Annotated in this window: 12 protein-coding genes; all 12 read left to right on the plus strand. The window is 55.3% G+C overall.

Annotated features, from left to right (window positions below):
- Positions 1 to 3: 3 nt before the first annotated feature.
- The 12 genes from JJE36_03040 (at position 4) to JJE36_03095 (ending at position 13,801) form a co-directional block, all read left to right on the plus strand.
- Positions 4 to 729 (plus strand): methylenetetrahydrofolate reductase C-terminal domain-containing protein, encoded by a 726-nt coding sequence (locus JJE36_03040; GenBank protein MBK5211277.1) that lies wholly within the window; start codon positions 4 to 6, stop codon positions 727 to 729.
- Positions 729 to 1,610 carry a methylenetetrahydrofolate reductase gene (locus tag JJE36_03045; protein ID MBK5211278.1) on the plus strand — a complete coding sequence of 294 codons (882 nt, stop codon included), beginning with the start codon at positions 729 to 731 and terminating at the stop codon, positions 1,608 to 1,610. The genes JJE36_03040 and JJE36_03045 overlap by 1 nt, the downstream gene beginning before the upstream one ends.
- A gap of 83 nt (positions 1,611 to 1,693) precedes the next feature.
- A complete protein-coding gene (gene lpdA, locus JJE36_03050; protein ID MBK5211279.1) occupies positions 1,694 to 3,103 on the plus strand; it encodes a dihydrolipoyl dehydrogenase in 1,410 nt (469 codons plus the stop codon).
- Positions 3,100 to 5,238: an NAD-dependent DNA ligase LigA gene (gene ligA, locus JJE36_03055; protein ID MBK5211280.1), complete on the plus strand. Its 2,139-nt coding sequence runs from the start codon at positions 3,100 to 3,102 to the stop codon at positions 5,236 to 5,238. Before lpdA ends, ligA begins: the two co-directional genes overlap by 4 nt.
- A complete protein-coding gene (locus tag JJE36_03060) occupies positions 5,231 to 6,034 on the plus strand; it encodes a CPBP family intramembrane metalloprotease (protein MBK5211281.1) in 804 nt (267 codons plus the stop codon). The genes ligA and JJE36_03060 overlap by 8 nt, the downstream gene beginning before the upstream one ends.
- 157 nt (positions 6,035 to 6,191) lie before the next feature.
- Positions 6,192 to 6,494 (plus strand): Asp-tRNA(Asn)/Glu-tRNA(Gln) amidotransferase subunit GatC, encoded by a 303-nt coding sequence (gene gatC / locus JJE36_03065; GenBank protein ID MBK5211282.1) that lies wholly within the window; start codon positions 6,192 to 6,194, stop codon positions 6,492 to 6,494.
- The gene (gatA, locus tag JJE36_03070) at positions 6,494 to 7,981 is read left to right on the plus strand and encodes an Asp-tRNA(Asn)/Glu-tRNA(Gln) amidotransferase subunit GatA (GenBank protein ID MBK5211283.1); all 1,488 of its coding nucleotides are present in this window, start codon (positions 6,494 to 6,496) and stop codon (positions 7,979 to 7,981) included. Before gatC ends, gatA begins: the two co-directional genes overlap by 1 nt.
- Positions 7,982 to 7,996: 15 nt before the next feature.
- Complete coding sequence (locus tag JJE36_03075; protein ID MBK5211284.1) at positions 7,997 to 9,484, plus strand: PASTA domain-containing protein; 1,488 nt, start codon at positions 7,997 to 7,999, stop codon at positions 9,482 to 9,484.
- A gap of 27 nt (positions 9,485 to 9,511) precedes the next feature.
- On the plus strand, positions 9,512 to 11,065 hold the full coding sequence (gene gatB / locus JJE36_03080) for an Asp-tRNA(Asn)/Glu-tRNA(Gln) amidotransferase subunit GatB (GenBank protein MBK5211285.1): 1,554 nt from the start codon (positions 9,512 to 9,514) through the stop codon (positions 11,063 to 11,065).
- Positions 11,066 to 11,119: 54 nt separating this feature from the next.
- The gene (locus tag JJE36_03085) at positions 11,120 to 12,607 is read left to right on the plus strand and encodes a nicotinate phosphoribosyltransferase (GenBank protein MBK5211286.1); all 1,488 of its coding nucleotides are present in this window, start codon (positions 11,120 to 11,122) and stop codon (positions 12,605 to 12,607) included.
- Positions 12,600 to 13,223: a bifunctional nicotinamidase/pyrazinamidase gene (pncA, locus tag JJE36_03090; GenBank protein ID MBK5211287.1), complete on the plus strand. Its 624-nt coding sequence runs from the start codon at positions 12,600 to 12,602 to the stop codon at positions 13,221 to 13,223. The genes JJE36_03085 and pncA overlap by 8 nt, the downstream gene beginning before the upstream one ends.
- On the plus strand, positions 13,220 to 13,801 hold the full coding sequence (locus JJE36_03095) for a flavodoxin family protein (protein MBK5211288.1): 582 nt from the start codon (positions 13,220 to 13,222) through the stop codon (positions 13,799 to 13,801). Before pncA ends, JJE36_03095 begins: the two co-directional genes overlap by 4 nt.

Genomic DNA, 13,801 nt, shown 5'->3' on the forward strand with positions numbered 1-13,801 from the left:
TCAGTGATTATCACCACGCCCAAAGAGTTCGACCATATCCTTTCCAACTTACGCGATGTAGATGCCGAGAGCGTCTTTCTGGTGGGCTGCGGCTCCTGCGCGACCGTGGCCAAAACCGGCGGTGAGCCCGAACTGCTCGCGGCGGCCGCAAAACTTCAAGAGGCGGGCTATACGGTGCTCGGCCATACGGTCGGTACGGAAATCACCTGTAACGTCGGGGGCACTCGTTCCACCATTCGCAAGAACGCCGAGGTGATACGTGAGGCCGATGCAGTCATCGTCTTCGCATGCGGATCGGGAGTCCAAACCGTCGCCGAGTTCGTCGATGTGCCGGTCTTTCCCGCGCTCGACAGTGTTTTTTTGGGCGCCATCGTACGCCAAGGTGAGTTTTCGGAGCGGTGCCGGATGTGCGGGGATTGCATATTGGATAAGACTGCGGGCATCTGCCCGCTGACCCAGTGTCCCAAAGGATTGCTCAACGGTCCGTGCGGCGGTATGTGGGACGGTATGTGTGAAGTGATACCCGACCATGAGTGTGCCCATGTGCGTATCCAGCGGAGGCTTGAAAAACAGCATCGTTTGCAGCCCATTTCTCTGCCGCCGAAGAACTACGGGGTGAGCCTGAAACCGGGACATGTGAATATTCGGAAGCCGCGTGTTCGTAAAAGCTTGTCGGATAGATCCGAATCCGGGGAGAAAAATACCGCCCGAACACAAGGGGAGCGATAATGGGAAGATTTCGAGAAAAGCTCGAGGTGGGAGAGTTTGTCATAACCGGCGAAGTCGCTCCTCCGCGCGGAAATAACTGCGACAGGATGCTGGCAGAGGTCAAAGCATATGCATCGGTGGCCGACGCCGTCAACATAACCGACAATCAGGGGGCGACGCTCCATCTCAGCGCGTTGGCTGCCTCTCGCCTCACGCTCGATACCGGTCTCGTCGAACCGGTGTTCCAGCAAACGTGTCGTGACAGGAATCGTCTCGCGCTCGAATCCGACTTGCTCGCGGCATCGACGTATGGGCTCGAGAATTTCCTCGCCGTTACCGGCGACAACCCCCACGCAGGCGATCATCCGCAGGCTAAGGGAGTGTTCGACATCGATTCGACGCAACTCATCAGGGTCGCGTGCGACCTCAACGAGGGCCACGACATGAACGGTAACCCGATTGACGGGGCGACGGACTTTTATGTCGGGGCGGCCGCTTTTCCCGAAGCCGAGCCGTGGGATATCCAGAAACGACGCATTGCCGGCAAAATCGATGCGGGTGCGCGCTTTTTTCAAACGCAAGCGTGCATGGATATCGAGGTGTTCGCGCGGCGTGTGCTTGAGATCAAAGATATGGGTGCGCACGTCATAGCCGGTGTTCTTTTGCTGAAAAGCGAACGAACGATCAACTTCATCAACAACCGGTTGGCCGGTCTGATGGTTTCCGACTCGGTTGCCCGTGAAATAATTTCGGCGAAGGATCCCTATGAAACCTCGGTGCGTATTGCAATCGAGCAGGCGAAGGTTCTTTTTGAAGTCGCCGACGGTATCCACATGATGCCGCTCGGTGATATCGAAACGGGTGTCGGGATTTTGCGCGAAGCCGGTGTCGTTTCAAAATGAAGTGAGGTATGATTTCTCGAAACGGACAGATGTTCGAGAATTTTAAACGGTAGGTATGATTTCGATGGGAAGGGTGTTGCAGCGTGGCGAAGAAGATGGTAATTCTCGGTGGAGGACCCGGTGGTTACGCGGCTGCATTCGAAGCGGCTGAGCGAGGAGCAGAGGTGACTTTGGTCGAACGCCGTCGTCTCGGCGGAACATGTTTGAATGTCGGTTGTATTCCGACCAAGACGATTCTTCGCACCGCGGCCGTCATCAATGAAACCGTCCAAGCCGGCAGGCTCGGACTCATCGACATCGAGCCTGCGCGTGTCGATGTCGATCGTCTGCGCGTTCGCAAAGAGGGGGTCGTCGACGAGTTGGTCGGTCAAATCGTCCAAAACGCCAAACGCCTCAAAGTCGAGGTCGTCTACGGAGAGGGAACGCTTGTCACAGAGACCACTATTGAAGTGAAGCTCGAACAACCCGCCGAAGATGGCTCGTCGACGAAAACGTTTGTCGCCGATGCGATTATCCTTGCAACCGGATCGGTTCCTCTCAGACTTCCCGGAATCGACCATACGCTCAAAAATGTGTGGACGAGCGACGATGCGGTGGCACTTAAAGAGATTCCCGCAGAAATCATCATCATCGGCGGCGGCGTCATCGGTGTCGAATTCGCCTGCGCGTATGCATCGTTCGGTTGCAAAGTCAGCGTCGTCGAGCTTTCCGAGTCCTTGCTTCCCGGCAATGATAAGCGCGTCACGCGCACGCTGGCCGGTGCCCTCAAAGAGCAGGGAATCGACTTGTATTTGAAAACCTCGGTCGATAAGGTCGAAGAAATCGCTCCCGATCGTGTTCGTGCGACGTTGTCAAACGGCGAAACGCTTGATGCAAATGTCTTGATGAGCGCCGTCGGCCGCATCCCGAACACACAAGGTTTCGGTTTCGCGGAGGTCGGTATCGAATTCGATCGTCGTGCCGTGAAAGTGAACGAATTTTTTCAGACGAACAAGCCCAATATATACGCTGTCGGCGACGCGATCGCCGGCATGATGCTCGCTCACGTTGCAGAGGCCGAAGGAATCGCTGCCGCACGCAACGCTTTGAATGCACTCGAGAATCGGGCGCCCGAAGAACTCGTCGATCTCAATGTGGTCCCGGGCTGTGTGTATACGTTCCCCGAAGTCGGCGTCGTCGGAATGACCGCCGATAAGGCGAAAGCGCAAGGCGTCGAAGCCGTGACCGGAGTCGCCAAGTACGCCGGCAACGGCAAGGCGCTTTCCGCCGGAGAAAAAGACGGCTTCGCACAAATCGTTGCTGAAAAGTCGAGTGGACGAATACTTGGCGCTCAAATCGTCGGAGCTGAGGCCGTGGAGCTCATCACCGAGGTGTCGAACGCAATGTGTGCGGGCGTGACCGTCGGGCAGCTCGGATCCAATGTGTTCGCCCATCCCACGTTAAGCGAGGTCGTGAAAGCCGCTGCACTTGTAACGGCGTCCAAACTCTCATGAGCGATTTGTTCTCCCTACATAATGATTCATCAATAAGCGCGCAGCAGGGTGCGAATCCTCCTTCGAATGTCGAACTTCGCATCGAAGAGTTGCGCCGTGAACTCGATCGACATTCCTATCTCTACTATGCGAAAGATGCGCCCTCGATTTCGGATGCGACGTATGATTCACTGCTTCGTGAGTTGACCGAACTCGAGGCGAAATATCCCCATCTCATCACGCCCGATTCACCGACGCAGCGCATCGGCGCCGCACCTGTCGAGTCGTTTGCATCCGTGCATCATGCGACCAGGATGTATTCGCTGGGCAACGCGATGGACTTCGACGAGCTCGACGCTTGGCTCACTCGAACACTTGAGGCCCTCGACGGCTCCAAGGAAGGCGTCGAGTTCATAGCCGAGCTGAAAATTGATGGTTCCTCCATCGCTTTGACCTATGAAAACGGGATACTGGTTCGCGCGGCGACACGCGGAGACGGTACCCGGGGCGAAGATGTCACCGCCAACGTGCGCACCATAAAAGATATCCCTCTGCGACTCGCCGAGGGCAAGCTTGCGGATTTGGCATCGGTGGAATTGCGTGGCGAGGTGTACCTCCCCAAGAAGAGCTTCGACGCCATCAATAAGGCGCAGGAAGAAAAAGGCCATCAGACATTTGCTAATCCGCGCAATGCGGCGGCAGGTTCGTTGCGCCAAAAGGATCCGCGTATTTCGGCCTCGCGGGATTTGGCGACGTTCATGTATGCGCGCGGCGACGAAGGTCTTCTCACGGCGACGCAGTCGGAGTTCTTGCAACTTCTTTCCGATTCGCATTTTCACGTCAATCCCGATGTCAAAGTCTGCCGGAGCGCCGCGGAGGTACGCGAGTTTTGTAAAAAAGCTCTGGAGACTCGCTTCGATCTACCTTATGAGATTGACGGAGTCGTCGTGAAGGTCGACTCGTTCGCCATTCAAGAGGAGCTCGGGTTCACCGCTCGCGCGCCGCGGTGGGCGATTGCCTATAAGTTTCCTCCCGAGGAAAAAACGACGGTTCTTCGAGAAATACGCATTCAGGTGGGGCGTACCGGTGTGCTCACCCCCGTTGCCGAATTCGACCCGGTGTCGGTTGCCGGTTCGACGATTTCCCGTGCGACGTTGCACAATGAGGATGAAATCGTCCGTAAGGGTATTTTAATAGGCGATACCATCGTCGTTCATAAGGCCGGCGATGTGATTCCCGAAGTCGAGAGTCCGATCGAGGGTCTGCGCACCGGCGAGGAGTACCCGTTCGTGATGCCGACCGTGTGTCCCAGTTGCGGTTCTCCCGTTCACCGAGATAAAGACGAAGCCGCGCTCCGTTGTGAAAACAGTGCGTGTCCGGCGCAGCTCCAGGAACGTCTCAGCCATTGGGTGAGCAGAGGGGCCTCCGACATCGAGGGACTCGGTACCGAGACGATTGCAAAACTCATCGAGTCGGGGCTTGTGTGCAAGGTGAGCGACTTTTATGCGCTCACGCTCGATCAGCTGGCCGATCTCGATCTCGGTCGCATCAAACAGGACGGGACTCCGGCTGCGTTCGGAACGGTTATGGCGCAGAAGGTTCTCGACAACATCGAAGGCTCAAAGCACAGGGCTGTGTCAAAGTTGCTTTTCGGCCTCGGTGTACGTCACGTCGGGGCGACGGTGGCCGAATTGCTCGTCGAGGAACTGGGCGGCATTTCGGAAATATCGGCGGCGACACCCGAAGAGTTAAGCGCCATTCCGAGCATCGGTCCTAAAATCGCCGAAGCGGTTTGCGACTTTTTTTCGCTGGATTCCAATCGAAAAGTACTCGCCGATCTCATCCGTGTCGGTGTCGATCTGTCCGGCGTGCCGGCGGAAAAACTCCCGCAAACCCTCGCGGGTAAAACATTCGTCCTCACCGGTACGCTGACCAAGTTTTCTCGAACGCAAGCCGGCGAAGAGCTGAAGGCACGGGGGGGCAAGGTATCGGGGAGCGTTTCGGCGAAAACGTCGTATGTGGTTGCCGGCGAGGCACCCGGCTCGAAATACGATAAAGCGCTTGCATTGGGTGTGACGGTGCTTGATGAAGACGGTCTCGAGGAACTCCTCGGAAAAGCTGTTGACGAACAAGAACCCGGTGTTGCCGATGAGTAAGCAAAATCTCGACCGCTCTTCGCCGGTACAGCGCTCTCGCGTGGTTGCTCCGCCTGAGAAGTCCGCCCGTAGCGGAAGTGATGCGCTGCTGTTGGGCGTGCTCCTCATGTTCTCCATGCTTATTTCGGCGGGTCTCTTGCGAAATCAATTGGTCACCCTCATGCCGCGTGCGGGGCAGACAGGTATTCGCACGGGCTTGACAGTGCTGTTTTACGGTGTCGAGATCATCGCGCTTTCTTATATCGCGTATCGCCACAGGGCCAAGTTCACCGTCAAATACCGTTTGAGGCACGAGCCCGACGTGGACGCGTCCGATGCCGATTCATCGAAAATCGCCGGTATCGCTTCAAGTGCGGCATTGATAGCCGGTTTTCTCATCGCTCTTCGTGCGCTCGGTATAGGGTGGGCTCTTCTCACGCAAAATATCGGATGGCATCCTCCTCAAACAAACGGCTTGGTCGAATTGTTCGGAAACTCGGGATTCGGCCTGATTCTTGCGGTCGTCAGCATCGTTTTGCTCGCGCCTTTCGTTGAAGAACTGATTTTCAGGGGTGTTTTGCTTGAATGGTTTTCATCTGCCATGCCCGGGTGGGCGGCCGTACTTTTGAGCAGTCTCGCGTTTTCGCTGTATCACCTGTCATGGTGGGCTTTTTCGCTCAACCTCGTTCTCGGAATGGCAACCGGATATTTGGCTCGCAAGTGTACTACGCTTTGGCCCGCAATCGTGCTCCATGCGTTTTATAACGCGACACTGGTAGCCGCGGCCTTTTATGTCGCTTCGAAAACACATCTGTGATCAGCCGGCTCGAGTCTCTCCACAATCAGATATTTTATAGTGCGAATTCAGTGCGAAATCGCCCCACTGAGTTTGAGGTACGGTATCATGGAAAATTACTATGCTCATAAAAATTACCGTGCCACTGACATAATTTTTTAAGGAAGGTGTTTGCCGGATGTCGCTTTCGAATGAAGAGGTGCGCCATGTTGCATTACTGGCGCGTCTCGGGTTAAGTGACGACCAGATTGAGAAGCTCGAGGGCGAATTGAATTCGATTCTCGGGCATATCGAGCAGATTTCGAAGCTCGACCTCGAAGGGGTTGAACTGATGACCCATCCGGTGCCCATGGTCAACTCCATGCGAGAAGATGAAATCGTCCCCGGTTTCTCCGTCGAGACTGCGCTGATGAACGCCCCGGCTCGCGAGGGAGACGCTTTCCTCATACCCCGTATCGTCGGTCCGGGAGGTGGCGAGTAATGTCGCGCGTCGATATAGCCGCCTTGAGCGCGGCCCAAATTTCCGCACTCGTCACTTCGAAAACGGTTTCGGCCCGAGAGGTCGCGCAAAGCGCTCTCGACCGCATAGAGCAACTCGATGAGAGTCTGCATGCATTCAACCAGGTGACGCCTGAGCTTGCTTATAAAGCTGCCGATGAGCTCGATGCGAAAATCGCTACAGGGGCAACCGTCGATGAGCTCGGACCTTTGGCGGGCGCGCCGGTTGCCTTTAAAGACAACATGAACCTACTCGGTACGCGTACGACCTGTTCTTCCCGCATGCTGGAGAAGTATGAGTCGATGTATGATTGCACCGCGGTTCGCAAGCTTCTCGACGTGAATACGCTTCCTCTCGGAAAACTCAATATGGATGAATTCGCTTTCGGCTCATCCACGGAAAACTCCGCCTTCGGTCCCACCAAGAATCCGTGGGACACAGACAGGGTTCCGGGCGGGTCTTCCGGCGGATCGGCGGCCGCGGTCGCCTCAGGCATGGTTTCTGCCACGCTTGGTTCCGATACGGGCGGATCGATTCGGCAACCGGGTGCATTCACCGGAACCGTTGCGCTCAAGCCGACCTACGGTCGCGTTTCTCGCTACGGATGTGTCGCCTTTGCCTCATCGCTGGACCAAATCGGTCCGTTTTCCAAAACGGTTGAAGATTGTGCGCTTGTGCTCAATGCGATTTCAGGAAAAGACAGTTTCGATGCGACGAGCGTCGTTCGCGAACCCGAGGATTTCACGCGGGCTCTGAAAAAAGATGTCAAAGGTATGAAAATCGCCGTTGCAACCGATATGCTTGATATCGCCGGGCTCGACCCCGAGATAAAAGAAGGTGTCCTTAACGCCGCCGAGCAACTCGCGGCAGCCGGCGCCCATGTCGGCGAAGTCACCTTGCCGAACGCCGAATACGGGCTCAGCGCGTACTATATCGTGGGACCTGCCGAAGCTTCGAGCAACCTCGCCCGCCTCGATGGTATTCGCTACGGTCTTCGCGTTGATGATGCGACCGATGTGCTCGATTTGTATATGCGCTCGCGCTCTCTGGGCTTCGGACCCGAAACCATCCGCCGCATCATGATCGGCACCTATGCTCTTTCAGCAGGCTACTACGATGCCTACTACGGTCAAGCTCAAAAAGCACGCACCGTCATTAAACAGGATTTCGACAAGGCATTCGCCGATTATGATGTCATTTTGATGCCGACCACTCCGACCACCGCTTTTAAGCTCGGCGAGAAAACAGCCGATCCGCTCTCCATGTATCTCTCGGATGTCTTCACCATTCCCGTCAATCTCGCGGGCAATGTGGGGCTTTCGATACCCATGGGATGTTCGAAAAAAGACGGCATGCCCATGGGACTTCAACTCATCGGAAACTACTTCGAGGAGTCGAAGGTGCTCACGGTTGCGAGCACGCTTGAAGAACTATTCAAGTTCGACTCAGTTCCTGCTCGGCTCGGCTAAAAGGGAATAACGACAGTGAAGTTTTGGGAAAAAATACAGAGCGTCATAGAGCCGAGGAACGAACGTTCCGCCGAACTTCTCGAAGAGGTCGTAGACCCGTTGCCGCAACCTTTGACCACGTCGACCGTGCTCGGGGAGGTCCCCGATGAGGAATCGACGAATGGCACTTTTCCCGTCGTCTCGATCTCGCAAGACGACGACAGGGTCATCGAAGGCGCTCTCGTCGGACTCCGCCATGAGATCGATGTCGTTCTTCCCGTGCAAGAAGAGATACTTGATGCCGACCCCAATCCGATGCCCGATCTTGATTCCCATCTTTTCAAACTCCCCGGTGGAATTTTCGGCAAAGGGGTGGATTACGATCCGGACAATCAGCCCGATCGGACCGGTCTTTATCGCGGATTCGTCGTCGGCGGGCTCATCGTTTTGATTGTCGCCGGTATTCTGCTCTATAAGTTCGTCATAGCTCCGTCCGTTTCCGTGCCCGATCTTGTGGGCAAATCGTCCGTTGAAGCCATCCACACGCTGAATGCACAAGGTCTTGCACTCGGTGATATGACCGAACGGGAGGTGACCGGCGTCGAAGAGGGTACGGTGGTGAATCAGGATCCACGAGTCGATATCCGGGTGGTAAAGGGTACGAAAGTCTCGCTCGTCATCGCCAAAGCCGGCGATATGACAAGCGTTCCCAGCCTCACCGGTATGACCGAGAAAGAGGCTCAGACGGCGCTCACCGACAGCCGACTTTCAATGGTGAATGTGAGTACTTACAGCGATACGATTTCGAAAGGGCACGTCGTCGGACAGTTGCCGGTATCGGAGACGGCGGTCGCTGCCACAACGAGCGTCACGGTATTGATTTCCTCCGGTCGATATTCGGATACGATAGCGGTGCCACGCGTTCTCGGACTGGGCGCCGACGAGGCCGGGAGTGTTTTGCGGAGCAAGGGTCTGAACCCGACGATATATTACGCCTCCACGAGTTTCGGCAATGCGAATGAAGTCGTCGTGCAAACGCCTTCGTCTCAAAGTGCGGTGTCTCCCCGCACCGTCGTCCAACTGCTCGTGTCAAAACCGAGCTCGGTTGCACAAACGAGCGTGCCCGATGTTGTCGGTCTTACGTCCGCCGATGCGCAAAAAATAATAATTTCGGCGGGTTTGAGCGTTCAGACCGTCTATGCGACCGACCGTGACGTGCCTGCGGGAAACGTTATCGCGCAGATGCCGATTTCTAAAAATACAATCCTTCAAAAAGGCGATTCGGTGGGGCTCCTCATGTCGGTCGGGCCTTCTTCGACGGTCATAGTCCCCGATGTCTTGAGAGAATCCGTGTCCCAAGCACAGCAAGAACTCACGAGCATCGGTCTCGTACCTGTCGTGGTGGCGGCCGACAGTTCGAACAACGGCAATAATACGGTGGTGCAACAGTTTCCCGCCGGTCGAAGCTCATATAGATTAGGCATGTCCGTTTTGCTTTATGCACCCGTGAACGGTGCACGATAAGTACCCTGTGAAAGGAAAGTAGTCGTTATGGCAAAGGATCGTTTATTCGAAGTACTCGAGCGTTACGAGGCGGTTATCGGGCTTGAGATCCATACCGAGATCACTGCGACTAAAACGAAGATGTTTTGCGGATGCGAGGTAGCTTTCGGAGGAGGACCGAACTCACGGGTCTGCCCCGTTTGCCTCGGACTTCCCGGAGCACTCCCGGTTCCGAACAAAGCGGCAGTCGAGTGGACGGTGCTGGCCGGTCTTGCGACGAATTGTTCGATTGCACGGCGCAGCATGTTCCATCGTAAAAACTATTTTTATCCCGATATGCCGAAGGACTATCAGATTTCGCAATACGACCTTCCTTTCTGTGTCGATGGACAAGTGTTCATCGATGTGGATGAAGAGGGTGTCGCGGAGCGTCTCGATAGGGACACGGCAGAAAATGTCGAGGTCACTTCGGACGGCTACACGGCCAAAATAGGCATCACGCGTATCCATCTCGAAGAGGATACGGCGAAAATGATCCATGTCGGCGGCTCCGAAGGGAGAATCGCTGGTGCGACCAAGTCGCTGGTGGACTTCAACCGTGCGGGAACGCCACTCATGGAACTTGTCTCCGAACCCGATTTGCGTACACCGGAGGAGGCGCGCCGTTTTGCCCAAAAGCTCCGCCTCACTTGGCTTTCGCTGGGTGTCAGCGACTGCAGCATGGAAGAAGGTTCCCTTCGCGTCGATGCCAACATTTCCGTTCGTAAGCGCGGAGAAACCGAACTCGGAACAAAGGCGGAACTCAAAAATATAAATTCATTCAAAACGCTGCATGACGGGCTCGCCTATGAGATAGTTCGTCAGGCCGATATTCTCGACGCCGGAGGAACCATCATTCAAGAAACGCGCCACTATGATAACGCGGCGAAGGTCACGAGCACTTTGCGCAGTAAAGAAGAAGCGCACGATTATCGCTATTTTCCCGAGCCGGATATGGTTCCGTTCGAGTTTTCTGAAGAATTCGTCGAGACCGTCAAGACACGCCTCCCCGAACTGCCCGATGCGCGCAAAGCCCGCTTCATCAAAGAGTACGGTCTGCCGAATTTCGATGCCTTCGTTTTGACGTCCGATCTCGATATGGCCACGTTCTACGAACAGGCGGTCGCCGCCTGTTCACCGAAACTCGCCAAAGCAGTCAGCAATCTGGTGCTCAACGACTATTCGGCTTACTTGAATGCGAGTGGGCTCGGTGTTCTCGAGAACAAGGTCACGCCGGCTCACATCGGTCAACTCGTCACGTTGGTGGATGACGGAACGATTTCTTCCAAACAGGCGAAGGATGTCTTTCTCGCCATGGTCGAGTCCGGCAAAATGCCTGCGCTCATCGTTGAAGAAAAAGGTATGAAACAGGTATCGGATTCAGGTGCCATCGAAGATGTCGTCGATAAGATCATGGCCGCCAATCTCGACAAGGTGGAGGAATATCGTGGGGGAAAGCAAGGACTCATCGGCTTTTTCGTCGGCCAAGTCATGCGCGAAATGCAGGGACAAGGCAACCCGAAAGTCATCAACGAGGTATTGAGGCGCAAGCTACAGGGGTAGGCGTTCGCAGGTTATTCGCAGTAATTCTTCATAAGAGAACAGTATTCGGAGCAAATGATGAAACAAAAACCGATTGTCGACCCCATGCTCACTGATCTTTATCAACTGACGATGGCGCAAGGTTATTTTCTTTCAGGAAAAGAGTATCTCGAGGCGAACTTCACGATATTTTTCCGTGAAAATCCCTTTTCGGGTGGCTTCGCCATTGCGGGGGGAATCGAGCCCGCAATCGAATTCTTGGATAACTTCGGTTTTACGGATGACGATATCGCTTATCTCGCGACGCTCGAAGCCGGCGACGGAACACACCTTTTCGTCGATGTCTTCCTCAAGCATCTCAAAGAGATGAAATTCGCGTGCAACGTCGAAGCCGTCGAAGAAGGAACGGTTATTTTTGCGCGCGAGCCGATTTTCAAAGTATCGGGTCCCATTGAACAGTGCCAAATCGTCGAAACGACGCTCTTGAACATAATCAACTTTTCAACGCTTGTCGCGACGAAGGCCGCAAGGTGCAATATCGCCGCGAAAGGGGACGCGATTTTGGAATTCGGGTTGCGGCGTGCGCAAGGTCCCGACGGCGGTCTCATGGCGAGTCGTGCCTCGTTCATCGGAGGTTGTGCCGCCACTTCGAACACTCTCGCCGGGCAAGTCTACGATATACCGGTCGCCGGTACGCACGCCCACTCGTGGATTATGGCGTTTGATTCTGAGAAAGAGTCGTTTGACGCCTATGTCGAAACATCGCCGAATAACGTGGTGCTCCTCGTCGACACCTATGACACGCTGCGCGGGGTGAAGTACGCCATCGAGTCGGGACGTGCGATGGAGGCGCGCGGGGAGCATTTTGTGGGAATCCGTATCGACTCGGGCGACCTTGCATGGCTCTCGAAAGAGGCGCGGAAAATGCTTGATGATGCGGGGCTAACGCATGCGAAGATTTTCGCCTCCAATGAACTTGACGAATACACGATCTCCTCGCTGAAAGATCAGGGCGCGCCCATAGACGTGTGGGGAGTCGGCACGAAGATGGCCACCGCATTCGACCAGCCTGCACTCGGGGGAGTTTATAAATTGACGGCCATCCGTAAACAGGGCGATGAAACATGGTCGCCGCGCATCAAAGTATCCTCACAAGCGAACAAAATCACGACTCCGGGAATTCACGGAGTTCGTCGGTATGTGCGAGAAGACGGAAGCTATGCCGGAGATATGGTGTACGATCTGCAGAATGCTCCGAAATCCGCGGCTGCGGTTATGGTGGACCCCTTCGACTCAATGAGGAGAAAGCGCTTCGAGACCGAAGCGGTCTACTGGGAACTGTTGATTCCGATGTTTGAGTCCGGAAGGCTCGTGTATGAGTTGCCGACCATTCGCCAAGTCCAGGCGCGAGCTCATGAAGGCATACGTCATCTGCATGAGACGCAGCTACGTTTTCTGAATCCGCACACCTATCCAGTCGGGCTCGAACAATCGCTGTATGATGTGCGCAACCGTCTCCTCGAAGAAGCACGCAGCAGAGGAAACGGAGGCTCATATGAGTGATGAGGCGCTTTTGGTAGTCGATGTCCAAAATGATTTTCTAGCCGGAGGCGCGCTCGCCGTTCCGCGAGGGGATGAGGTGCTCCCGGTGATCAACGGTCTCATGGATGAATTCGATTCGGTCATCGCCACCATCGATTACCACCCGAAAGGGCATGTCTCATTCGCTTCTTCGCATGAAGGACGTGCTCTCGGGGATGTCGTCGAAGTCGACGGTGTCGCCCAAATGTTGTGGCCCGATCATTGCGTGCAGAATTCGGTCGGCGCCGAGTTGGCCGAGGAATTGCGCAACGGCCCCCTCACGAAATTCGTATGCAAAGGGATGGACCCACTCGTCGATTCGTATTCCGCATTTTTCGATAACAACGGGCAAAACGACACCGGACTGGCTGAATATTTGCGTGACTGCGGCATTTCGAAGATTTTCGTGTGTGGTTTGGCTCTCGATTATTGTGTGAAGTTCAGCGTGCTCGACGCTCTGCACCTCGGTTTCGATGTTACGCTGATAGAGGATGCAACCCGTGCGGTGAATGCGGAGGAGGGCGATGGCAAACGTGCCATCGCACAGATGCGTGCCGCGGGAGCAAAAACGATAAAGAGCAGTGAGGTAAAAAGATGAAAATACTGGCGATCAACGGTTCGGCTCGGAAAAAGGGCAACACCCACGATATGCTTGTCGCCGCTCTCGCTCCGCTGGAGGCGGTCGGGCACGAGTGTGAGATGGTGTCACTTGCAGCCGAGGATGTGCGCGGTTGTACGGCCTGCGGCAAATGCAAGGAGAAGAGGGACCGTGCCTGCCACGGGCGCAAGGATTTCATCGCTGAAATCATGGGGAAAGTCTGGGAGGCGGATGTTTTGTTTCTCGGATCGCCGACCTATTTCGGCGATGTGTCCACTGAGATGAAAGCATTCATCGATCGCATCGGATATGTCGCGATGGCGAACGGAGGGCTTCTCCGCCGCAAAGTCGGAGCGGCCGTGGTCACCGCACGACGCGGCGGTGCGATTCACACGTTCGACACCATCAATCATCTTTTTACTATCAGCGAGATGGTCACCGTCGGTTCCTCCTATTGGAACGTCGGTCTCGGTGCACCGATCGGCGCTGTGAAAGAAAACGACGAGGAGGGCATGGAAACCATGCGCAAGCTCGGAGAGAATACGGCATGGCTCCTTGAGAAGTTAGGGCGTGTGTGA

The organism is Coriobacteriia bacterium, from assembly GCA_016649875.1.
Lineage (GTDB): Bacteria > Actinomycetota > Coriobacteriia > WRKU01 > JAENWW01 > JAENWW01.